The following is a 20,082-nucleotide window of genomic DNA, read 5'->3' as shown; positions in this document are numbered from 1 at the left end:
GCCTTATATCAGTGCGTTACTTAGCAAGGCGCTCCAGCACCTGGCGGATAACGCGTTCCACGTTTTGCTCGTTGATTTCGCCTTCCATGCTGGCGGCGCCTGCGCTGGCGAAACGGTCATCGCTGCCTGCGGATCGCGCTGGCGCGGCGTTAGCCGGGGCGTTGAAACGCAGGTCATCAAGAATGCTGCGCTGCGGATCGCTCGCCGGAGAGACGATGGTCGGCTGTGGTTCAGGGCGGCTGCCCGGGGCGCGAAGCTCGTCGATCGACCGCACGCCGTAGCCGACTTTGCGGATATTGAGCAGGTTCATCGGGCCGACGTTGTCGGAGCTGGAACCGCCGCCGACCGCGCCGCAGCCGAGGGTCAGCGCCGGGGAGATGTTGGTAGTCGCGCCGATACCGCCGAGCGCCGCCGGAGTATTAATCAGAATGCGATTGACCGGTTTTTCGAGGCTGAACTGGCGGATGACGTCCTGATTACGGGTGTGGATCACCAGCGTATGGCCGAGTCCTTCGTTGGTCAGCAGCTCCACCACGCGGTGGCAGGCGGCTTTCCAGTCTTCTGCCACGTACAGGCCGAGCACCGGGCACAGTTTTTCGCGCGAGTAGGGGTTTTTCGGCGATACGGTGGTCTGTTCGGCGATCAGTACTTTAGTGCTGGCCGGGACACAGAAGCCCGCCATCTGGCTGAGGTACAGCGCGGTTTTGCCGACCACTTTCGGGTTGATGGTGCCGTTCGGGCGCAGCATCAGCGCCGCCATTTTCGCCGCTTCATCTTCATTCATAAAGTAGGCACCCTGCGCTTCCAGCTCGCGGTGAACCTCGTCGTAAATGCAGCCTTCGACGATGATCGACTGCTCGGAGGCGCAGATCACCCCATTATCGAAGGTTTTGCTGGTGATGATATCTTTCACCGCGTGGTGGATATCGGCGCTGCGTTCGATAAACGCCGGGCCGTTGCCCGGGCCGCCGCTGATGGTTGGGGTGCCGGACGCATAGGCCGCACGCACCATGCCTTCGCCGCCGGTGGCGAGGATCAGCGACACGTCTTTGCTGTGCATCAGCTCAGAGGTGGCTTCGAACGTCAACTGGGTGATGCCGTCGACGCAGCCCTCCGGCGCACCGGCCGCTTCCGCCGCGCGTTTGACGATTTCAATCGCCTTCCAGCTGCACTGACGCGCGCCCGGATGCGGGGAGAAGATAATGGCGTTGCCGGCCTTGAGGGCGATCAGCGCTTTGTAGATAACCGTGGAGGTTGGGTTCGTTGAGGGGACCAGCGCGCAAATGACGCCCAGCGGCACGCCCACGTCCATCACTTTTTTTACCGGGTCGTCATGAATGATGCCAACGGTCTTCATATCTTTGATGGCGTCGTAGACGCGCAGCGAGGCGAAGCGGTTTTTCAGCACTTTGTCCTGCCAGTTGCCAAAACCGGTCTCTTCCGCGGCCATTTTCGCCAGCGCTTCGGCGTGGTGCGCTGCTTCCTGGGCCACGTTTTTCACGATGGCGTCGATTTGCTGTTGCGAAAAGGTGGCCAGAATCGCCTGCGCCTTTTTGGCGTTGCGCACCAGTTCCCGCGCGTTCTGCCGGGATTGCAAATCGTTATCCAGTTCAATCATGAGTCTATCCTTCATCAGACGAAAAGAGTGGAGACGGGGCGCGCCCTGTCAGGTCATGCTTTGTGCTGCGCCGCGATTTTTTCGATGTCGTTATGTGGACGCGCAATGACGCGAGAGCTGACGACTTCGCCGATGCGTTTCGCCGCTTCCACGCCGGAGTCGACCGCCGCGTTGACCGCGCCGACGTCGCCTTTCACCATTGCGGTGACGAGGCCGGAACCGACGTTTTCATAACCGATAAGCTCGACGTTGGCGGCTTTACACATCGCGTCCGCGGCTTCAATACAGGCCACCAGACCTTTGGTTTCGATAAGACCAAGCGCTTCTTTCATCAGGTTTCTCCGTTAGTCCGCAATTTTGTAATGCGAGACGATTTTGTTGATGTCGTTATGCGGACGGGCGATAACCAGCGAGGTCACCACTTCGCCGATGCGTTGTGCGGATTCCACGCCGGAATCGACTGCCGCTTTTACCGCGCCGACGTCGCCTTTCACCATCGCGGTGACGAGGCCGGAGCCGACGTTTTCATAGCCGATAAGCTCGACGTTGGCGGCTTTACACATCGCATCCGCCGCTTCAATGCAGGCCACCAGACCTTTGGTTTCAATCAGACCTAATGCATCACCCATTTGCGTTCTCCTGGCCTTCAGGCCTTGTGTTTAATGACGATTTTGTTGATGTCGTTATGTGGACGCGCGATGACCAGCGAGGTCACCACTTCGCCGATGCGCTGCGCGGATTCCACACCGGAATCCACCGCCGCTTTTACCGCGCCGACGTCGCCTTTCACCATCACGGTGACCAGGCCGGAGCCGACGTTTTCATAGCCGATCAGTTCGACGTTGGCGGCTTTACACATCGCGTCCGCTGCTTCAATACAGGCCACCAGACCTTTGGTTTCGATAAGCCCCAATGCATCACCCATCGTGATCTCCTCCAGAACAGGTTTTGTTATTCGGGAAAACCGTCCGCGTAACGGCATCAACACGCGGAAGCGGCGTTCGGGGTTCACTATAGGGAATGGGGAAGGAAGTGAAATTTAAATCCGTGTAGATGAATATTTTAGGTTTTTACTCTGTGATTTAGCCTTATCCAGGCTTCTATTTATCTTTTCGTTCTGTTTTATGCGTATTGATTTTTATGATGATATGGCGCTTTTTTAGGGTATTTATCGGCGGGAGATGAATGTTAATAAGATGTTAATTACTTGCCAGCGGTTAGTAATATAGCCGCGTGATAATTGTGGGTATGCTCATGTTTTGGCGTCGAAGCTAAATGCAAAACGTGCGCTTTTAGCATCGTGGAAAGAGGGGGCAATAATGGAGCGTGAGCGAGGGCGCATTTTCCTCGCGGCGGTTCAGGGGGGACGGGTTAGTTAAGCGTGCTGCCGGACTTCAGCGTGCAGATGTAGAGCGGCGAGTTGATAGAGCTCAGCAGGATAGCTTTGTCGTTAAGCTTTTGTGCGTTGAGGAACAGGCCGTCATGGCTGTCGGACATTTCGCGCATGAAGTAGTCGAAGATGACATTCGGCGATTCGTCGATGGATGAGGCGCTGGATTCCCACTTTTTGATGCGGTAGTGGCGTTCGGTTGCCGAGATGCGTTGGCTGGTGTAGCTGAATTTGACGTAGCGCTGCAGGTAGAGCCAGCCGGCGGCAGAATCGGTATAGCCTTCCACCACCATCGAACCGTTGCCGTTAGCGGCAAAGTTAAAATGGATATTGCCGTTCACATTCTCTTTTTCCATGTTTTCAAAACGCATGATCGCTTTGGTGGAGCAGCTCATCACGCCATCGTTGGCATCTGGCAGCAGGCGCCAGACGCTAAAACCGGCGGCGGCGACAAACGTCAGAGCGGAAAGGGCGAAAAAGGTGCGGGGCGCGAGTTTCATTGCGGCTTCCAGGAGTAGTAAAAGTAGTTATCGCAATAGCTAAACGGGTTGTCCTCGTGCATCGCGCAGTGGGCGAGAAATACCCGGCCCAGGCCGTTAGTCTCCAGCCGGTCGCCGTAGAAGAAAACGAAACGCTCCCCCGGCTTGCAGCCGAGCTTCAGCCGCTGACGCACCTCATCGAAATTCTTAGCGTAGGCCGTGGCGGAAACCGAACGCAGCATTTCATCGCTGGCCAGCAGTTCGCACTGGCTGTGGTTCATCAGCGTCAGATTGATCGGTCGGGCGACGTGGGTACCGGCAAAAGTGAATGCCACCAGCAGCAGGGCGATGATCAGCAGACAGCCGCCGGCCAGATACCAGCACATTCCGCGCGCATGTGGCGAATCGGTGGGCGGCGTTGTCGCCGCCGGAGGGACGGTTTCAACAGCTCTCTGGGGTGGATTAGCACCCTCGGTAAGCGCCGGCCCGGCATCGAGCAGTTCAATGCTCAGATCCTGATTCAGCTGCAGCATGCCGCGCGATACAGTGACGATAATGTTATCGATATCGTAGTGGCGGAAGGTTTTACGCAGCATGCTCAGGTATTGATTGAGGTTGCTGTTGGAAGAGGTTAAACCATTATCATCCCAGACTTTTTTCAACACTTCATCGCGACTGACGACGCCAGTATGGCGGAGAAAAAAATAGAGTAGCGCGCTGGCGGTGATGGATAGCTGGCTATCCGGTTCATCGCTGCCGGGCAGGGTAAGCGTGCCGTCCGTTGCATCATAAATGAGACGGGCATTGATGTTGTAGCGCATCGCGGCCTCACTCTATTCGCTTCACGCGGGAAGCGTCATTTTGGTCAGATCGTTCACCAGCGACTGGCGGTGTTCACTGCTCATGGTGCGCCCTTCGGTCAGTTCCGATAACCAGATGCCGTCGGCCGCGTAGCGTACCAGCGTGCCGGTCGGGCCGTTATCCAGCGCATCGCCCTGCGCCAGGTGACCCAGCATCCAGTCGCGCCAGCATTTTCGCAGCACCGGCTCGTCCGGCATCGCCAGCGACAGCACCATCAACTGGCGGCTTTCGTGAGTGTCCGTCAGCTCCGGGTTGGACAGATAGCGCAAATAGGCGCGGGTAAAGCGCCCGTAAGCGATGTTATCGGCGGCCATCAGTTCGCTAATCGCCTTTTCCATGATCGCCAGCAGCCGGGCGAACAGGGCGAAAATCAGCGCCTGCTTATTGGGAAAGTGATGCAGGAGGCCACCTTTGCTCACGCCAGCCTCGCGGGCGACGGCGTTCAGCGACAGGGCGGCGATACCATCCCGGCCGGCAATCATCGCTGCCGATTCAAGCAACTGACGGTGGAGACGGACGGGATCTTTTTTACGATGCTGGGCTTCCATATTCATGGCCGGAATCATACCGACCAGACGGTATGATTATTCTTGATCGCTATCAATATGAGAGGTGGCTTCGTGCGACGGGATACCGTTAATGCGTGGAGGCTCACAAATTGTCATATTAATGAACGCGATAACCCGGATGGGCTATCGCGTTGAGGTTTATTTCGTTGCCAGATGCACCGCCAGGCCGCTTTGCCCCGGCGCCAGCTCCGGGCGCAGCGTCAGCGACGGGATCAGATAATCGCCATGATTCTGCCGGCGGAATGGAATGGGCTCGGTTTGCCACAGCGTGTCCAGCCGCTCGGCCAGCGTGGCGCACTGGTCGGCGAATTGCCCGGCATCGGTTTTATCCGTGCGGTAGAACACCAGCGGCGGAAGCACCTCAAAGCCGGGATAGAACAGCATACCGTGCTGAATGGGGAACAGGATGTCGTCGATGGGGCCATTGATCCCGCGCGGTGAATAGTGTTCCGCCCAGCCGCCGGCGGTGACGATCAGCATCGCCCGCTTGCCGACGAAGGTGCCTTCCCCATAGCGATCGCCCCAGTGGCGGTCGCTGTGCTCGCCGACGCCATAGGCAAAGCCCCAGGCGTACACCCGGTCGATCCAGCCCTTCATGATGGCGGGCATTGAGAACCACCACAGCGGGAACTGGAAAATCACCGTATCGGCCCACAGCAGCTTTTCCTGCTCGGCTGCGATATCCGCACTTTGGGTGCCCTGGGCAAAGGCCTGTTTGGAATCGAGGATCGGCCGCCAGAACTCGCCGACCGGCGGGGCGCCGCTGTCATCGGCGTCATACCCGGCCTTCCAGCGCATGGCGTAGAGATCGGAGACTTGCACTTCATGCCCGGCCTGCTGCAGATGGCGGACGGCAAAATTTTTCAGCGCGCCATTAAGCGAGCGCGGTTCCGGATGGGCGTAAATCAGCAGTACTTTCATAACATCACCTCTGGCGTATGGAGAGCTGCAGAGTAGGAAAGCTGACGTTATAGTAGAAATTAATTACTTAAATTCCAGGTATAGCCGTGATTAATTTACATCGTCTGGATCTTAATCTGCTGCGCACGCTTGATGTGCTGCTCAGTGAAAATAATGTCACCCGGGCGGCGCAGCGGCTGAATCTGTCGCAGCCCTCGGTGAGCATTCAGCTCGCCAGGCTGCGGGAGATTTTCGCCGACCCGCTGCTGATGCCGGGTCCGCGCGGCATGCAGCCCACCGCCCGCGCCGATGAACTTCGCCAGCCGCTGCGCGCAGCGCTAGCCGCACTGGAGCAGGCGGTGGCGCCGGTGGCGCCTTTTGATCCGGCGACGGCGGCGGAGACCTGGCGGGTGGCAGCGACGGACTATATGGCCTCGGCGATCCTCCTGCCGATGCTGGGCAGGCTACGGCTGGCCTCTCCCGGCAGTCGGCTGGCGGTGTTCGAGCTACAGCCAGCGCGGCTGGAGCAACAGGCGGCCAGCGATACAGTAGATCTCTTCTTTCATACCCGCGAGGGCGCGCCGCCGGGGCTACATCAGCGCCTGCTGTTTCGCGAACGCTATGTGCTGGCAGGCCGGGCGGAGCATCCGGCGCTGCGGCCTGGGCTTAGCCTGGAAACGTTCTGTCAGCTGGAGCACGTGATCGTCTCCCCGGACGGGGGCGGCTTCAGCGCGGCGACCGATACCGCGCTGGCGAATCTTGGCCTGGCGCGGCGGGTTGTCCTTTCCGTGCCACATTTCCTGTTTATGCTGGAGACCCTGCGCAATAGCGATCTGGTGGCGGTGCTGCCGGAGCGGCTGGTGCGCGGGCAGAGCGGGCTGGAAGTCGTCGAGCCGCCGCTGGCGGTCGCCGGCTTTGAGATGCTGATGCTGTGGCACGAGCGCTGGCACCGCGACCCGGCGCATCAATGGCTGCGCCAGTTCATCGTGAATTCACTGGAGGAACAGACATGCTGAGTGGACTGAATCACCTGACCCTGGCAGTCAGCCAGCTGGCGCCGAGCGTGGCGTTTTATCAGCAGCTGCTGGGCATGACGCTGCACGCCCGCTGGGACAGTGGCGCCTATCTCTCCTGCGGCGATCTGTGGCTGTGCCTGTCGCTGGATCCGCAGCGGCGCATCACCCCGCCGGAAGAGAGCGACTACACCCATTATGCGTTTAGCATTAGCGAGGCGGATTTCGCCAGCTTCGCCGCCCGCCTGGAGGTTGCCGGCGTGGCGGTCTGGAAGCTAAACCGCAGCGAAGGCGCCTCGCACTATTTCCTCGATCCCGATGGCCACAAGCTGGAGCTGCACGTCGGCAGTCTCGACCAGCGGCTGGCCGCCTGCCGTGAGCAGCCGTATAAGGGAATGGTGTTTTTTGACCAGTGAAGCTGATTTGCGGACGCGGGGTAACCCGTAGCCCGGTAAGCGCAGCGCCACCGGGGAGATGCCTTTACAAATTACTCACTCAAAATGTGAGGTTTTTTCCAACGCTGTCACTATTATCACCGGATAATCGTATATACTTTTTTGTATATACAAAAGGATGAATAGTATGCCAATGGAGTTTGAGTGGGATGCAAACAAGGCATTAAGTAATCTACGAAAACATGGAGTCCGGTTTGAAGAAGCGGTATTAGTCTTTGACGATCCGCGGCACCTTTCCCGCCAGGAGCGGTTTGAGAATGGTGAATATCGCTGGCAGACCATCGGTCTTGTGCATGGGATCCTTGTTATCCTGGTGGCGCATTCGGTCCGTTTTGAAAGTGGAACTGAGGTTATTCGTATTATCAGCGCCCGGAAGGCGGACAGAAAAGAGAGGAATCGTTATGAGCATGGTTAAACATAAACGCGACAATACGGCGGCGCTTACCGCTAAGCGTGATGCCGAACTCAAAGCGCTAGCGAGCAAAGCCGATGAGGATATCGATTACAGCGATATCCCCGCTACAGACGATGCGCAATGGTCAGATGCCGTTCGCGGCAAATTTTTTCGACCGCTAAAAACACAGGCTTCTGTGCGCATTGATGCCGATGTCATGGAGTGGCTCAAACGTCCAGGAAAAGGCTATCAAACTCGACTGAATGCGATTTTAAGAGAAGCGATGATTCGCGATCTTAATAAGAAATAGTTGCTGGTAGCGGCGCTACGTATTTTCGGAGCCCGTAGCCCCGGTAAGCGCAGCGCCACCGGGGAGAACAGGTTAAACTTCACTCCATCGCCACCTTCACCGCTTCCCCCAGCTTCACCATCACCGCTTTATGTTTCTCGGTCGGCGGCAGGGCGCAGTTGATCCTGACGCAGTTGCGATACTTGCCCGCTGCCGAAAACAGCGAGCCCGGCGCGACCTGGATCTTCAGCCGGCACAGCTGTTTGGCGACGCAGACCATATCCACCTGCTCCGGGAGCTCCACCCACAGCATAAAACCACCTTTTGGCCGGGTGACGCAGATCCCGCAGGGGAAAAATTCCCGCAGCCAGCAGGTGTAGATCTCCATATTACGCTGATAGATCTGCCGCATCCGCCGCACGTGACGGTGGTAGTGGCCTTCGCGAATAAAATTGCAGGCCGCCAGTTGGGTTGAAGGGACGTTAGTGCCGCTGGCGGCGTACTTCATCTGTAGCAGCTTGTCGTAGTAGCGCCCGGGCGCTATCCAACCGATGCGCAGGCCGGGGGCGATGGTTTTGGTAAAAGAGCTGCAGAGCATCACCCGGCCGTCGATATCCCAGGAGTGAATGGTGCGCGGGCGCGGGTACTCGGTGGCCAGCTCGCCGTAAATATCATCCTCGAAAATCACGATATCGTGGCGCTGGGCCAGGTTCAGCACCGCGCGCTTGCGAGCGTCCGGCATGATAAAGCCCAGCGGGTTATTGCAGTTTGGCACGAGGATCACCCCTTTGATCGGCCACTGATCCAGCGCCAGCTCCAGGGCCTCAATGCTGATCCCGGTTTCCGGATCGGTAGGGATCTCAATGGTCTTTAATCCCAGTCCGCGCAGCATCTGCATCGTGCCGTAGTAGCAGGGAGATTCCACCGCCACGATATCGCCAGGCTGGCATACCGACAGCAAGGCCAGAGACAGCGCGCTATGGCAGCCGCTGGTGAGCACCAGATCGTCAGCCGTCACTACCGAGCCGCCGTCAAGCATCAGACGGGCGATCTGCTCCCTCAGCTCGCGGCGCCCGGCCAGCTCGTCATAGTTCAGCACTTCGCTGAGGTTATGCTGGATCGCCCGGCTCAGTTCGCGCCAGATAGGCTTCAGGCTTGGCTGTGTGACATCCGGCGAGCCGCCGCCGAAGGGGATAATCGATTTATCGTAGCGGGCGTCGAGCATGGTCAGCACCTGATCCCACTGGGTGATCTCCACCGGGCGCTGTACCGGACGCGACATCGGCGGCACCGGCGGCTGGGCCTTGCGGGGGGCAACGAAATAGCCCGATCGCGGCTGCGGTACGATCATCTGCTGCTGCTCAAGCAACTGATAGGCCTGCTGGACGGTGCTGATGCTGACGCCATGTTCCTGGCTCAGGCTGCGCACCGACGGCAGTTTTTCGCCGTGGCGATACAGGCCCTGTTCGATGCGTTCGGCCAGCAGCGTAGCGAGATATTGGTAGCGGGTCATGCTGTATCCTTAATTTCCGCCATACAGATGGAATAACCAGTACAGATTGGCGTAAAAATTGGGCTCTGGTGTACGTTTTAGCTAATCTGTATGTTAAAGAAAAGCGTTTTGTGAATCTGTATTCCTTGGCCCCAAATCCGTGAAGATAAAGCCTCTGGCAAGGTGAGGAGGTAGAGGATGGAATTTCACGAGAACAGGGCAAGACAGCCATTTATCGGTTTCGTACTGCTGGTGCGGTTTATCAAAAAATGGTGGCTTCAGGAGCAAACGCGCAGAGCTTTGCAGCGAATGAGCGACGAACAGCTGAAAGACATCGGCCTGCGTCGGGATCAGATCAATTAAAAAGTGCGGTTTTTTTCAGGCATCATTCCTTCTTTGCCCCGGTAAGCGCTGGCGACGCCGGGGAATACATTCACGAAATTTATCAATTGATGCGGCGCGATCGTCCGTTTCTTGATACTTACCCTGATAAGTATTATTTTCTTCTCAACAATGAGAGGAAAACCTGTGACCGAAGACGACCTGTTTGCCCGCCGCCCGTTGGGGATGAGAATGGCCATGGTGGTGCGCCAGTGGCGCGCTATTATTGACTCCGCTATCACCGATACCGGACTCACCCAGTCCAGCTGGACGGTGTTGATGCAACTGCATCAGCTGGGAGACAACGTCTCGGTCAGCGAACTGGCGGAGGTGCAGGGGATTGAACTGCCGCCGCTGATGCGCACCCTCTCGTTACTGGAAAAGCAGGGCTATCTGGTGCGTTCTACATCGCCATATGACAAACGCATTCGCCTGCTGACGCTGACCGCCGAGGGGCGGGCGATTCTGGAAAAACTGAGCTGCGTGATCGAGACCTATCAGGAACGCGTGACTCAGACCATCCCGGAGGCCGACCTCGCCACCTTCAGCGCCACATTAAATCAAATCGCCTGCCGTTTGCGGAATATCCGCGAAGAAGATAACAAGATCTAACACGCTATGATGACGCCTGAACAAAAATTTGCCCGCTGGGTACGGGTGAGTATTGCCGCTTTTCTGGGAATATTCGCCTGGTTTATCGTTGCCGATATCTGGATCCCGCTGACGCCGGACTCCACCGTCATGCGCGTGGTGACCCCGGTTTCGTCGCGGGTCTCCGGCTATGTCTCGCACGTTTACGTGCACAACAACAGCCAGGTGAAAAAGGGCGACCTGCTGTATGAGCTCGACCCAACGCCATTCATTAATAAAGTTGAAGCGGCGCAGATCGCCCTCGAGCAGGCGAAACTGAGCAACCAGCAACTGGATGCACAAATCGCCGCCGCCCGCGCCAACCTGCGCACCGCACAGTACACCGCCCGTAACGATAAGGTCACGCTCGATCGCTACCAGCGCCTGAGTACGATGCAGAACGTCTCGCAGTCCGACCTCGATAAGGTGCGGACCACCTGGCAGACCAGCGAGCAGTCGGTCTCGGCGCTGAACGCGCAGATCCAGAACCTGCTGATCCAGCGCGGCGAGCGCGACGATAAGCGCAACGTCACTCTGCAGAAATACCGTAATGCGCTGGAGGAGGCGCAGCTGAACCTGGCCTGGACCCAGGTGCGTGCCGAAACTGATGGTATGGTCAGCAACCTGCAGCTTAACCCGGGGATCTACGCCACCGCGGCGACGGCTGTGCTGGCGCTGGTCAACAACAACACTGACATCGTCGCCGACTTCCGTGAAAAGAGCCTGCGCCACACGGCGGTAAACACCGATGCAGCGGTGGTCTTTGATGCCCTGCCGGGGCAAGTCTTCCCGGCGCACGTCACCAGCAGCGATGCCGGGATTCTGGCGGGGCAGGAGGCGGTGAACGGCCAGCTGTCGCAGCCGGAGCAGTCCACCCGCTGGGTGCGCGACGCACAGCGCATGCGCATTCACGTCGCGCTGGATCAGCCGCTGGCGAAACCGCTGCCGACCGGCGCCCGCGCCACGGTGCAGCTGTACAATAGCGAGGGACCTTTCGCCCGCACCTTCGCCGGCCTGCAGATCCACCTGGTGAGCTGGTTGCACTATGTCTATTAATACCCTGGCGCACGTCTTTACGCCGCACGGCAATATCGTCTACACGGTGAATGATTTTCGCCAGACGGTGCGTATCGCCGTGGCCGGGACGATTGCGCTCAGTATCTCCACCTTCTACGACGTGCAGTACGGCGTATTTTTTGTGGTGTATCCGCTGATGCTGATGTCGCTGGTGCCGGTGTTCAACCGCCATGTCGCCCGCCAGTTTGTGTTCAGCGCGGCGGTGAACTGCGTCGAAATGGTATTGATTGTCGGCTATTTGTCACAGTGGCCGGTGATCATGACCCTGGTGGTGTTCGCCCTGTACGTGATGCGTTTTCGCTTTATGAGCCAGGGGCCGCTGTTTCTGCTGGGGTCGATGGGCGTGGTGTGCCAGAGCACGATGCTCAACTTTATGAGCTATCCCACCAGCAACTGGCACACCCTGATGTTCTCCAATATGGAAGCCTGCGTGCTGGCGGTGGCGCTGAGCGCGCTGCTGCATTACCTGATCCCGGACGTCGAACCGCGCAAGCCGCCGCCGCGCATTGAAAAAGACGCCGCCCGCATTCGCCACGAGTCGCTGCTCTCCGGTACGGTCGCGACGATCATCTTTGTGGTGTTCCAGATCTGCGATCTCAGTGACTCGCTGTCGGCGCTGATGGCCGGGATCCTGATCCTGTTTCCGATGCACTATCGCGGGGCGGTGATCAGCTCGATCTGGCGCGTCGTCGGGGTGGTGCTGGCCTGTCTCTATATTCTGGTGGTGCAACTGATCATCTATGATTTCAGCAACCACATGATCCTGATGATGCCGCTGATTGGTCTCGGGCTGGCCTTCAGCGCCCGCCTGCACGTGATGGAGAAAGTGGGCGCCGGGGTGGGCTTCGCCAGCATCACCACCATCGGCATTATGTTCGGCCAGAATCTGCATCCCTATCAGGATCTGGTATTCAGCGACCTGTACCGCATCACCTCGGTGACGGTCTCGCTGGTGGTGACGCTGACTCTGGTCTTTCTCATGCACCGTCTGCTGAACTGCTTTGCGGCGACGCGCTTTGTGGTGAGCGAATAGGGTCACACCGTCATCGCCCGCTGCGCATCGCGAAAGGCGTTATGGAGTAAGCGCCACATATGGTGCGCGGCGGGGGGAAAGCGGCGGTTCGAGTTGCGTAATAAGTGGCATTGGGCGCTGCTGGCGATCGGATGATCGATGGGGACCGCCTTTAGTATGCCGTGAGCGATTGCTTCCCGGGCGGCGAATTCGGTCATGAAAGAGATCCCCAGACCGGCCTGGCTCAGGCTCATGGCGGTGGAAAAGAGGTTGCAGCGATAGGCCGGATGAAACTGCCGCCCGGCGGTTTTAAACATGGCGTTCATATGGCGCTGTAGGCCAAAGCTTTCTGTCAGGGCGATCAGGCGATATTGCGTCAGCTCATCGATGGTCACCATTGACTGTCGCGCGATGGGATGCTGCGGAGAGACCACCGCGCAGATGGGCCCCCACTGGAAGCTGTGGCGTTTAAGCTCCGGATTGCCGATGGGGCCGAAGGCGACCGCCATATCCGCTTCACCGCTGGCGATATCGTTGAGCATCTCCTGCATATTGCCGACGCTAATATCAACGAATACGTTCGGCCACGACTGCGAAAACGTGCTCATCACCGACTCGATAAAGGTCGTCACCAACCCCCCGCCAATTCTCACAGAGATGGTGCCGCCACGCATATGGCGTAAATCCTTTAGATGACTCTCCAGCTTTTCCCGCCGCTGGCGGCTTTCGTGGTAATCCTCGGCCAGCAAACGTCCGGCTTCAGTGAGCGCCACATTGCGCCCCTGTCGCTCCAGCAGAGGGAGTTCCAGCGTTCGCTCCAGCTGCGCTATCTGGCGGCTGATAACCGACGGATTAATCCCCAGAATATCAGCGGCCCGCCGAATGCCCCCCTGGATCCCCACTTCGTACAGATAGCTCATGGGACGTTCGTGCAACATCCTGTCTCCCTCCTTTGTTGACTTCAGGTCAACAATAACATCCTTTACCAGACATTTATCATCCCGGCTAGTTATAGATAATCGTGATTCAGGTACATAACAGACAAGGGGAGTCACGGAACGGATTAACTGCCATGGCAATAAACCAGTACCACCGGTGGTTGCCAATAATAAGATATCGATATGCCAGTAAAAAGATAAATAAGTGAGGTATATGCCAGTTGCCGGCTTTTCGGGAAAAGAGAGGCACCTTATTTATTGATGGGTGTTTTACGTCAAAATAATCAATGCCAAAACCAATACATTGAAAAGCGTCCAAATGGCAAAAGACCAATAAGATATTTCATAATGTGAGGACAGGGTATGAGTGAAAATAAAACGTTGGAACGTTCCTCCGACGACGCGACAAATGAGTGGCGGGTAGGACCTGGGGCATGGATCTCGCTGGTGGTGGTGTTATTAGTCTTCTCCGGGCTGCTGTTTAAAGTGGAAGGGATGGCCTGGCTGGGGGCTTTCGACTTTACCACCCTCGGCGGCGCATTTGGTACGATGAAGACCCCGGAAACTAACACTTTTATCGGCAGCGGCGGCATCAGCGCCAAGGCCGGTTTCTTGTTTGCGCTGTCGCTGGTCCCTACGGTGATGCTGGCGCTGGGGTTGCTGGAAATCTTTACCCATTATGGCGCGATACGTGCAGCGCATAAGCTGCTGACGCCGTTGTTACGCCCGTTACTGGGGATCCCGGGTTATACCGGTCTGGCGTTAATTACCGACCTCCAAAGCACCGATGCCGGGGCCGCGTTGACCAAAGAGCTGTATGACAGCAAAAAAATTAGTCGGAAAGATGTGGTGATTATGGGGGCATGGCAATATTCCGGCGCCGGTCTGATCAATAACTATTTCTCCATTGGCTCAGCGCTTTTCGCGTCGTTAACCATCCCTATTATTATTCCGCTGCTGTTAATGTTTGTGCTGAAATTCGTTGGCGCGGCAATCACCCGTCTGGTTTTGAATACGGCCTATAAAGGGGATTTTGATAATGAGTAATTCGGAAAAAGTGGCCAGTAATCCGTTTGATATTTTTGTTATCGGTGCACGTAAAGGATTTAATATCGCCATCAACAACCTGATGCCGAATGTATTAATGGCATATGTGATCGCCGAAATGCTTAATTTGCTCGGGGTGATGCAGTTGATAGGCCAGGTCTGCGCGCCGCTGATGGGCCTGTTTGGCTTACCGGGCGAAGCGATTACCGTGCTGCTCACCTCCTGGCTTTCCGCCTCGGCGGGGACGGGAGTGGCGGTGAGCCTGTTGAGTAAAGGCACCCTCAACGTGGCGGACGTCACCATCCTGATCCCGGCCATCTTCCTGATGGGTTCGCAACTACAGTATATGGGGCGGCTGCTTGGGGTGGCGGATGTACCGAAAAAATACTGGCCGCTGCTGATGGCGGTGAGCATTATCAACGCCGTCATCGCCATGCTGGTCATGCGCGTGATGGCATAATGAAAGGCAAGGAGTCAGTTGTGTCGCGAACGTTAGAGCATTTCAATTATCTGCACCAAATACCTGAGCTGGGCTTTGAGGAGTACAAAACCTCGGCTTACATCGGCGACGCCCTGGCGGCGGCAGGGTTCCGGGTTCACCGCAACGTTGGCGGGACGACCGGGATTGTCGCCGAAATCGATAGCGGGGAACCGGGGCCAGTGGTGGCGCTACGGGCAGATATGGATGCGCTGGGCCATATTATCGATGGCCGCTTAGAGGCCCGTCATACCTGCGGTCATGATGGCCACTCTTCGGTGGTATTAACCGCCGCCGAAGAGATCCTCGCCGAGGGGCTGGTAAAGCGTGGAAAGTTAAAAGTGCTTTTTCAGCCTGCTGAAGAGCTGGGGACGGGCGCGATCGCTTTAACGGAGGCCGGGGTACTGGATGACGTAGAGATGCTGTTCGGCTTCCATCTCCGGCCGCTGGAAGAGTGTCCGATGGGCCAGGCGGTACCGGCAATGTACTATTCCGCTTCGGCGACGGTGATGGTGGATTTTCACGGCAAAGCCGCTCACGCCGCTCGTCCGCATCTGGGCATTAACGCGCTGGATGCCGCCTCGCATGCAGTACAGGCGGTGAACGGTATCCATCTGGCGCCGTCGCTCACCTGGAGCGCGAAAGCGACGCGCTTTCTTTGCGATGCGGGCGTCACCAATTCGGTGCCGGCGAAAGCGCACGTCTGTTGGGATCTGCGCTGCGAGGAAAATGACGGCATGGCGACACTCAAAGAACGCGTGGTCAGGGCTATCGAGAGTAGCGCAGCAGCATATGGCGCCAGCGTCGACATCCGGGTAGTCAAAGAAATGCCGGCGGCGATTATCGACGCTGAAGCCACGGCTATCATAAGCCAGGCAATATGCGAAACCTTTGGCGAGGCGGGCTTAACGGCCGCGAAGAGTACGCCGGGCAGCGAAGATTTTTTCCACTATTTGCGTCTGCGCCCGGCGGTGAAAGGTGGCTTCTGGGGACTGGGCTGCAACCTGCTGCCGGGCCTGCATCATCCGGAAATGCATTTCGATCGCACCGCGCTGGCGGATGGCGTGCGGGTATTCAAATCCTGCGTTCGCCAGCTGTTGGGCTGAGGCTAAGCTGTCAGCCCCCGGGTAGCGGCTTACGCCTTACCCGGGCTACGGTTGGGCATTTTGTCGGTAGCCCCGGTAAGCGTAAGCGCTACCGGGGAAGCGTCCCGGATGTCGGCTAACGCCTCATCCGGACTACCGCGGTGCGCATAGGTCGCCAACCGGTGATAGTCAGTTCCGGCGACGCGAAACAGGGCTGCCGTTTCGCCGGGTATAACCCATCGTTGCTCATCGCCTGGCATGCAGCTCAGGTAAATGCACAATCCGCAGCCGCTGCGCAGCTGGCGCGGAATATCCTTCACCTCGAAGGTCATTCCCGCCGCCTGCAGGGCTTTGCGCATCCGCACCACCCCCACCGTGGAATGAAATAAAAACAGGAAGGTTGTCATCCGCGCCTCCGCTGGCGCTGGCCGATCAGCGCCGCGCCGATCGCCCCGGCAAACTGGGCGTCGGGATGGGTTGTCACCGCCATGCCGACATGGCTTTCCAGCATCCGGGCAAAGGTGGCGCAGTGGCTGACGCCGCCGGTAAACAGCAGTGGCCCCTGCGCCGATAAGCGGCCAATAAAGTTCGCGCTGCGCCGGGCCATGGCGTTAATCACCCCGGCCAGAATCGCCTCTGGCGCGACCCCCGCCGACCGCAGACTAATGACCTCCGATTCGGCAAACACCGTGCACATGCTGGTAATCGCATGCGGCTCGACGCCTGCGGTGATGCTGTCGAGTTGTTCGACGCTGGCGCCAAGCGTCCGTGAAATGACCTCCAGGAAACGTCCGGTACCGGCGGCGCATTTATCATTCATCAGGAAGTCGCTGAGATTGCCCTCAGTGTCCAGCTGGATAACTTTGCTGTCCTGGCCGCCGATGTCAATCACCGTGCGGGTGTCCGGCGCCAGCAGGCGAGCGCCGAGGCCGTGACAAGAGATCTCCGTCACCTGCTTATCGGCAAAATCCACCAGCTGGCGACCATAGCCGGTGAGGGTTAAAAAAGGCGTCTCCGTGAGGCCAGCGCGTAGCGTTTCCCAGGCCTTATGGATGGCGTCGGCGGGGCGAAAGGGAGTGGGGCAGAGGAAGCGGCGTACAATGACGCCGTCCGCCAGCAGGATGCCTTTTGTGGCGGTGGAGCCGGAATCAATGCCAACCGTATAGTTCACGCCAGCTCCTTACAGCATTTCGATAAAGGCGGCGACGCGGGTGCTGAGCTGGCCGAGGTCCGCCGTCGAATAGTCTGTTTCTATCGCCATATAAGGAAGGTCGTGCTGCTGGCGCAGATGGCGTTTAATCGCCAGCGATTCCACGGCATAGGTATGGCAGGCCTGCAGAATGACGTCGATCACCCCGTCGGCCTGATACTCCTCCACCATCTGGCTCAGCAGCTGCAGACGCTGGTCGTTGGGGGAGATACAGGAGCAGCCGATGGCGAGATATTTATCGGTTAAGGCGTCGTAGACGTCGCCCTCTTCCGCCACGCAGCGCTCGGTGGCTTTCGCGCCGGTGCAGTTTTCATAGCCGACCACCCAGCCGCCGTTTTCCTCGATGGCGCGGACCACTTTTTCCGCCGCGCCGCCGATCGGGCAGCCGGTGATCAGGATCCGCGGACGAGGTTCCAGCCGTTTACCCTGCCGCCACTCCTGATGGATGCGGTCCGCCATGGCATGCAGTTCATCAATCAGGGCGGTTTTGTCGAAACGGAAGGTGGCGCCATACACCACTTTCAGGATGTCGCCGCCGCTGAGCGCCGGCGGATTGAGTTGCCCGAGACGATAAAAGTGGGCCAGCGCCCGGCGCTCGCGATTTTTCAACACGATGGCTTCGCGTAGCGCCGCCTCGCTAATCGGCGTGCCAAACCGGGTCTCAATCACCTGCTGCAGGCGCAGGATCTCCGTTTTCCACAGCGTGCGGGAAGCGGCGTCGCTGGCGCTGTTCGGCAACTGCATGACGTGGACCGCCTTGAACTCGGCCATGTACTCGTACATCTTCTTTTTACCGTCGCAGGTGGTTTCCCCAACCACCAGGTCAGAGAAATAGAAGTACGGGCATTTATCGGTTTTGCCGAAGCCATAGCTGCTTTTGATAAGCGGGCAGAGGTTGCGCGGCAGATCTTTTTCCGCTTCCTCGATGGTTTCATCGGAGGTGGAGCACAGTGAAACGACAATGGCGCCCGCCGCCATGGCGATCTCCTGAGGCATAAAGGTGCAGTAGGTGCCCACCAGCGGCACGTTCTGCTCTTTAAGATCCATGACGGTGAGAAAGCCCTTCTGGCGAGCTTCTGAGAACTGGTCAAAAATGGCGGGTAGATCGGTGATAAGCGACATGATTTTCCTTCCCCGTACACGGGAGATGCTGAAAGAGTCGCCATTATAGCCCTGTTGTTTGTGAGCTTTTATTGATCTCCTGCGTCTGCGCGCGGCGTTAATAGACCTTCTTCAAATCCATCTCTTCCTGGATCCGCTCGCTCCACGCCAGATGGGTGCGGATAGCCTCTTCGATACCGGCGTTGTAAAACAGCGGCCCCAGCTCTTTGGCGATAAAGTCGACAAAAAACTCGGCGTCAAACTGCTCCAGCTCGAGGTTGAAGGTCTCTTCGCAGTACTTGCTGAGCTTATCGCGCAGCAGGTCGCGCTGTGCCGGGCTGAGTTCAATGTCGTTCATGATGGAGCTTTCTCCGTAAAAGGGCTCACGACTGCCGGGCTTCGATCACCGCTTGCCCACACTGGCGCTGATGGCGTAACAGTCCGGCCAGGCAGCAGGCGGCGACGATCCCGGCGGCCACCGCCAACAGGTGGAAGGGGAGTCTGCCGCCATGGAACCACAGCCAGCGCGCGCCTTCAATCGATAACGCGCTGACGCTGAGGATCACGATATTCAGCGAGGCGGAGACCGTGCCTTTCGGCAGGTCGTTGGAAAAGAGGGTAAAGCGAAACAGCGTCGGGAAAATCAGCCCGATGCCGAAGGCGTAGAAGCAGGTGCCGAGCACTGACCACAGCCAGACGTGCGGCCATATCAGATTCCCAACGATCAGGATGGCCAGGCCGAGCATTTGTATCGGGACCGCGCTGAGCACAAAGCGCGGGCGGGTGGGATCTTTTACCCAGCGCGCCACCGACAGATTAGCGATGATGACGGCGCTAAAGACTGGTACCTGGCTCCAGGCGAACTCGCTGGTGGTCAGCCCGCCGGCGTCCATTAAAATCACTGGCGATACCGCCACCCAGCTCATCAGCGGAATATAGCTCAGAGACAGCGTGGCGGCGCCGAGTAAAAAGATGCGGTTACGAAAGACGGCGCGGAAATCGCGCAGCACGCCGGGCAGGCTGAATGGCACATCGCCGCGGCGCACCGTCTCCGGCATGGTCAACAGCAGGCCGAGCCAGGCCACCAGCCCCATGGCGGCGATGATGCCGAACAGCGCTTTCCAGTGGATGAAATGCATCAGCGCCGCGCCGGAGAGCGGGCCGACGATCGGCGCCACCAGCACGACGGAGGTGATCACCGCCATCAGCCTGATCGATCTTTTTTCCTCAAAGGCCTCCTGCACGGTGACGTAGCCGACGGTGGCGATAAAGCAGATGCTGGTGCCCTGCACGAAGCGGGCAATCAGGAACTGGGTCATGGAGGTGGTGAACAACGTCGCCAGGCACGCGAGGGTGAAAATCAGCGCGCCGGTGAGCAGTACCGGACGCCGTCCGATCCGGTCAGAGAGCGGCCCCAACAGCCATTGCAGCGCCATGCCGCCGGCCATATACAGGCTCACCGAGGCAGGAGCCAGCGCCACATCGGCATTGAAATCCCGCACCACGTGGAGGATCCCCGGCTGGATCAGGTCGGTAGTAAGATAGGCTGAAAAATCATACAGAATGAGCGCCGCCGGGAAGAACAGCGCGGCGGCGTGGCGGGTCAGCCAGTGGGAAATCCGGTGCATCATTTCTCCCTCCCTGTGGAATATTTATCAGCGCT

Annotated in this window: 25 protein-coding genes and 1 pseudogene; 11 read left to right on the top strand and 15 right to left on the bottom strand. The window is 58.2% G+C overall.

The window, feature by feature from the left end; translation table 11 throughout:
- Window positions 1-16 precede the first annotated feature (16 nt).
- The 8 genes from FHW76_RS20015 to FHW76_RS19980 form a co-directional block, all read right to left on the bottom strand.
- Window positions 17-1,618: an acetaldehyde dehydrogenase (acetylating) gene (locus FHW76_RS20015; RefSeq protein WP_183476914.1), complete on the bottom strand. Its 1,602-nt coding sequence runs from the start codon at window positions 1,616-1,618 to the stop codon at window positions 17-19.
- A gap of 53 nt (window positions 1,619-1,671) precedes the next feature.
- Complete coding sequence (locus tag FHW76_RS20010; RefSeq protein WP_004146125.1) at window positions 1,672-1,950, bottom strand: BMC domain-containing protein; 279 nt, start codon at window positions 1,948-1,950, stop codon at window positions 1,672-1,674.
- A gap of 12 nt (window positions 1,951-1,962) precedes the next feature.
- A complete protein-coding gene (locus FHW76_RS20005; protein WP_002442227.1) occupies window positions 1,963-2,247 on the bottom strand; it encodes a BMC domain-containing protein in 285 nt (94 codons plus the stop codon).
- 17 nt (window positions 2,248-2,264) lie between these two features.
- On the bottom strand, window positions 2,265-2,543 hold the full coding sequence (locus tag FHW76_RS20000) for a BMC domain-containing protein (protein WP_012542984.1): 279 nt from the start codon (window positions 2,541-2,543) through the stop codon (window positions 2,265-2,267).
- A gap of 446 nt (window positions 2,544-2,989) precedes the next feature.
- A complete protein-coding gene (locus tag FHW76_RS19995; protein WP_004182811.1) occupies window positions 2,990-3,508 on the bottom strand; it encodes a FidL-like protein in 519 nt (172 codons plus the stop codon).
- Entirely contained in the window at window positions 3,505-4,308 is an 804-nt protein-coding gene (locus tag FHW76_RS19990) for a winged helix-turn-helix domain-containing protein (RefSeq protein ID WP_012542983.1), read from the bottom strand. The genes FHW76_RS19995 and FHW76_RS19990 overlap by 4 nt, the downstream gene beginning before the upstream one ends.
- Before the next feature lie 21 nt (window positions 4,309-4,329).
- On the bottom strand, window positions 4,330-4,914 hold the full coding sequence (locus FHW76_RS19985) for a TetR/AcrR family transcriptional regulator (protein ID WP_012542982.1): 585 nt from the start codon (window positions 4,912-4,914) through the stop codon (window positions 4,330-4,332).
- A gap of 141 nt (window positions 4,915-5,055) precedes the next feature.
- Window positions 5,056-5,838: an NAD(P)H-dependent oxidoreductase gene (locus tag FHW76_RS19980; protein ID WP_183476912.1), complete on the bottom strand. Its 783-nt coding sequence runs from the start codon at window positions 5,836-5,838 to the stop codon at window positions 5,056-5,058.
- An 86-nt stretch (window positions 5,839-5,924) separates the two neighbouring features.
- Here FHW76_RS19980 and FHW76_RS19975 point away from each other — a divergent pair, with 86 nt between their 5' ends.
- The 4 genes from FHW76_RS19975 (at window position 5,925) to FHW76_RS19960 (ending at window position 7,989) form a co-directional block, all read left to right on the top strand.
- Complete coding sequence (locus FHW76_RS19975; RefSeq protein WP_012542980.1) at window positions 5,925-6,833, top strand: LysR family transcriptional regulator; 909 nt, start codon at window positions 5,925-5,927, stop codon at window positions 6,831-6,833.
- A complete protein-coding gene (gene fosA, locus FHW76_RS19970) occupies window positions 6,827-7,246 on the top strand; it encodes a FosA5 family fosfomycin resistance glutathione transferase (protein WP_032740393.1) in 420 nt (139 codons plus the stop codon). The genes FHW76_RS19975 and fosA overlap by 7 nt, the downstream gene beginning before the upstream one ends.
- Window positions 7,247-7,412: 166 nt before the next feature.
- Window positions 7,413-7,700: a BrnT family toxin gene (locus tag FHW76_RS19965; RefSeq protein ID WP_012542979.1), complete on the top strand. Its 288-nt coding sequence runs from the start codon at window positions 7,413-7,415 to the stop codon at window positions 7,698-7,700.
- Window positions 7,687-7,989: a BrnA antitoxin family protein gene (locus FHW76_RS19960; protein WP_012542978.1), complete on the top strand. Its 303-nt coding sequence runs from the start codon at window positions 7,687-7,689 to the stop codon at window positions 7,987-7,989. Before FHW76_RS19965 ends, FHW76_RS19960 begins: the two co-directional genes overlap by 14 nt.
- Before the next feature lie 79 nt (window positions 7,990-8,068).
- On the opposite strand, the gene FHW76_RS19955 is transcribed toward FHW76_RS19960, so the two are convergent.
- Window positions 8,069-9,481, bottom strand: coding sequence for a PLP-dependent aminotransferase family protein (locus tag FHW76_RS19955; protein ID WP_183476910.1), 1,413 nt, complete (start codon window positions 9,479-9,481; stop codon window positions 8,069-8,071).
- 177 nt (window positions 9,482-9,658) lie between these two features.
- Between FHW76_RS19955 and FHW76_RS19950 the strand changes: the two genes are divergently transcribed.
- The 4 genes from FHW76_RS19950 (at window position 9,659) to FHW76_RS19935 (ending at window position 12,581) form a co-directional block, all read left to right on the top strand.
- On the top strand, window positions 9,659-9,823 hold the full coding sequence (locus tag FHW76_RS19950; RefSeq protein ID WP_008807599.1) for a DUF1127 domain-containing protein: 165 nt from the start codon (window positions 9,659-9,661) through the stop codon (window positions 9,821-9,823).
- 165 nt (window positions 9,824-9,988) lie between these two features.
- Window positions 9,989-10,453 carry a MarR family winged helix-turn-helix transcriptional regulator gene (locus tag FHW76_RS19945; RefSeq protein WP_008807598.1) on the top strand — a complete coding sequence of 155 codons (465 nt, stop codon included), beginning with the start codon at window positions 9,989-9,991 and terminating at the stop codon, window positions 10,451-10,453.
- A 6-nt stretch (window positions 10,454-10,459) separates the two neighbouring features.
- Window positions 10,460-11,527 (top strand): HlyD family secretion protein, encoded by a 1,068-nt coding sequence (locus FHW76_RS19940; protein ID WP_008807597.1) that lies wholly within the window; start codon window positions 10,460-10,462, stop codon window positions 11,525-11,527.
- The gene (locus FHW76_RS19935; protein WP_167341457.1) at window positions 11,517-12,581 is read left to right on the top strand and encodes a DUF2955 domain-containing protein; all 1,065 of its coding nucleotides are present in this window, start codon (window positions 11,517-11,519) and stop codon (window positions 12,579-12,581) included. The genes FHW76_RS19940 and FHW76_RS19935 overlap by 11 nt, the downstream gene beginning before the upstream one ends.
- Before the next feature lie 2 nt (window positions 12,582-12,583).
- On the opposite strand, the gene FHW76_RS19930 is transcribed toward FHW76_RS19935, so the two are convergent.
- The gene (locus FHW76_RS19930) at window positions 12,584-13,498 is read right to left on the bottom strand and encodes a LysR substrate-binding domain-containing protein (protein WP_008807595.1); all 915 of its coding nucleotides are present in this window, start codon (window positions 13,496-13,498) and stop codon (window positions 12,584-12,586) included.
- A 363-nt stretch (window positions 13,499-13,861) separates the two neighbouring features.
- On the opposite strand from FHW76_RS19930, the gene FHW76_RS19925 reads away from it, so the two are divergent.
- From FHW76_RS19925 to FHW76_RS19915, 3 genes are read left to right on the top strand one after another with little or no spacing between them, the layout of a single operon-like run.
- Entirely contained in the window at window positions 13,862-14,545 is a 684-nt protein-coding gene (locus tag FHW76_RS19925; protein WP_008807594.1) for a nucleoside recognition domain-containing protein, read from the top strand.
- On the top strand, window positions 14,538-15,005 hold the full coding sequence (locus tag FHW76_RS19920; RefSeq protein ID WP_038422074.1) for a YjiG family protein: 468 nt from the start codon (window positions 14,538-14,540) through the stop codon (window positions 15,003-15,005). The genes FHW76_RS19925 and FHW76_RS19920 overlap by 8 nt, the downstream gene beginning before the upstream one ends.
- A 20-nt stretch (window positions 15,006-15,025) precedes the next feature.
- Window positions 15,026-16,129, top strand: coding sequence for a M20 peptidase aminoacylase family protein (locus FHW76_RS19915; RefSeq protein ID WP_032732454.1), 1,104 nt, complete (start codon window positions 15,026-15,028; stop codon window positions 16,127-16,129).
- Between the two features lie 134 nt (window positions 16,130-16,263).
- Here the strand turns inward: FHW76_RS19915 and FHW76_RS19910 are convergent.
- The 5 genes and pseudogenes from FHW76_RS19910 to mdtM form a co-directional block, all read right to left on the bottom strand.
- Window positions 16,264-16,515, bottom strand: a pseudogene (locus FHW76_RS19910) (DUF3343 domain-containing protein); the annotation flags it as partial.
- Window positions 16,512-17,279: a putative 2-hydroxyacyl-CoA dehydratase activator YjiL gene (gene yjiL / locus FHW76_RS19905; RefSeq protein WP_008807591.1), complete on the bottom strand. Its 768-nt coding sequence runs from the start codon at window positions 17,277-17,279 to the stop codon at window positions 16,512-16,514. The gene yjiL and the pseudogene FHW76_RS19910, both read right to left, overlap by 4 nt.
- A gap of 9 nt (window positions 17,280-17,288) precedes the next feature.
- Window positions 17,289-18,440 (bottom strand): double-cubane-cluster-containing anaerobic reductase, encoded by a 1,152-nt coding sequence (locus FHW76_RS19900; RefSeq protein ID WP_023322019.1) that lies wholly within the window; start codon window positions 18,438-18,440, stop codon window positions 17,289-17,291.
- 97 nt (window positions 18,441-18,537) lie between these two features.
- A complete protein-coding gene (locus FHW76_RS19895) occupies window positions 18,538-18,777 on the bottom strand; it encodes a DUF2164 domain-containing protein (protein ID WP_008807589.1) in 240 nt (79 codons plus the stop codon).
- 25 nt (window positions 18,778-18,802) lie between these two features.
- Window positions 18,803-20,050: a multidrug efflux MFS transporter MdtM gene (gene mdtM / locus FHW76_RS19890; RefSeq protein WP_012969015.1), complete on the bottom strand. Its 1,248-nt coding sequence runs from the start codon at window positions 20,048-20,050 to the stop codon at window positions 18,803-18,805.
- Window positions 20,051-20,082 lie beyond the last annotated feature (32 nt).

This window comes from Klebsiella sp. RC2, from assembly GCF_014192815.1.
GTDB classification, from domain to species: domain Bacteria; phylum Pseudomonadota; class Gammaproteobacteria; order Enterobacterales; family Enterobacteriaceae; genus Klebsiella; species Klebsiella variicola.
This window is presented reverse-complemented; position numbering and strand designations above follow the sequence as displayed.

What these genes read in the sequence shown, in the direction of transcription:
- FHW76_RS20015 (WP_183476914.1), bottom strand. Translation starts at nt 1,618, where the DNA reads ATGATTGAACTGGATAACGATTTGCAATCCCGGCAGAACGCGCGGGAA.
- FHW76_RS19920 (WP_038422074.1), top strand. Translation starts at nt 14,538, where the DNA reads ATGAGTAATTCGGAAAAAGTGGCCAGTAATCCGTTTGATATTTTTGTT.
- FHW76_RS19955 (WP_183476910.1), bottom strand. Translation starts at nt 9,481, where the DNA reads ATGACCCGCTACCAATATCTCGCTACGCTGCTGGCCGAACGCATCGAA.
- FHW76_RS19980 (WP_183476912.1), bottom strand. Translation starts at nt 5,838, where the DNA reads ATGAAAGTACTGCTGATTTACGCCCATCCGGAACCGCGCTCGCTTAAT.
- FHW76_RS19930 (WP_008807595.1), bottom strand. Translation starts at nt 13,498, where the DNA reads ATGTTGCACGAACGTCCCATGAGCTATCTGTACGAAGTGGGGATCCAG.
- FHW76_RS19935 (WP_167341457.1), top strand. Translation starts at nt 11,517, where the DNA reads ATGTCTATTAATACCCTGGCGCACGTCTTTACGCCGCACGGCAATATC.
- fosA (WP_032740393.1), top strand. Translation starts at nt 6,827, where the DNA reads ATGCTGAGTGGACTGAATCACCTGACCCTGGCAGTCAGCCAGCTGGCG.
- FHW76_RS19900 (WP_023322019.1), bottom strand. Translation starts at nt 18,440, where the DNA reads ATGTCGCTTATCACCGATCTACCCGCCATTTTTGACCAGTTCTCAGAA.
- FHW76_RS19990 (WP_012542983.1), bottom strand. Translation starts at nt 4,308, where the DNA reads ATGCGCTACAACATCAATGCCCGTCTCATTTATGATGCAACGGACGGC.
- FHW76_RS19985 (WP_012542982.1), bottom strand. Translation starts at nt 4,914, where the DNA reads ATGATTCCGGCCATGAATATGGAAGCCCAGCATCGTAAAAAAGATCCC.
- FHW76_RS19940 (WP_008807597.1), top strand. Translation starts at nt 10,460, where the DNA reads ATGATGACGCCTGAACAAAAATTTGCCCGCTGGGTACGGGTGAGTATT.
- FHW76_RS19950 (WP_008807599.1), top strand. Translation starts at nt 9,659, where the DNA reads ATGGAATTTCACGAGAACAGGGCAAGACAGCCATTTATCGGTTTCGTA.
- FHW76_RS20000 (WP_012542984.1), bottom strand. Translation starts at nt 2,543, where the DNA reads ATGGGTGATGCATTGGGGCTTATCGAAACCAAAGGTCTGGTGGCCTGT.
- FHW76_RS19965 (WP_012542979.1), top strand. Translation starts at nt 7,413, where the DNA reads ATGCCAATGGAGTTTGAGTGGGATGCAAACAAGGCATTAAGTAATCTA.
- FHW76_RS19995 (WP_004182811.1), bottom strand. Translation starts at nt 3,508, where the DNA reads ATGAAACTCGCGCCCCGCACCTTTTTCGCCCTTTCCGCTCTGACGTTT.
- FHW76_RS19925 (WP_008807594.1), top strand. Translation starts at nt 13,862, where the DNA reads ATGAGTGAAAATAAAACGTTGGAACGTTCCTCCGACGACGCGACAAAT.
- FHW76_RS20005 (WP_002442227.1), bottom strand. Translation starts at nt 2,247, where the DNA reads ATGGGTGATGCATTAGGTCTGATTGAAACCAAAGGTCTGGTGGCCTGC.
- FHW76_RS20010 (WP_004146125.1), bottom strand. Translation starts at nt 1,950, where the DNA reads ATGAAAGAAGCGCTTGGTCTTATCGAAACCAAAGGTCTGGTGGCCTGT.
- mdtM (WP_012969015.1), bottom strand. Translation starts at nt 20,050, where the DNA reads ATGATGCACCGGATTTCCCACTGGCTGACCCGCCACGCCGCCGCGCTG.
- FHW76_RS19895 (WP_008807589.1), bottom strand. Translation starts at nt 18,777, where the DNA reads ATGAACGACATTGAACTCAGCCCGGCACAGCGCGACCTGCTGCGCGAT.
- FHW76_RS19960 (WP_012542978.1), top strand. Translation starts at nt 7,687, where the DNA reads ATGAGCATGGTTAAACATAAACGCGACAATACGGCGGCGCTTACCGCT.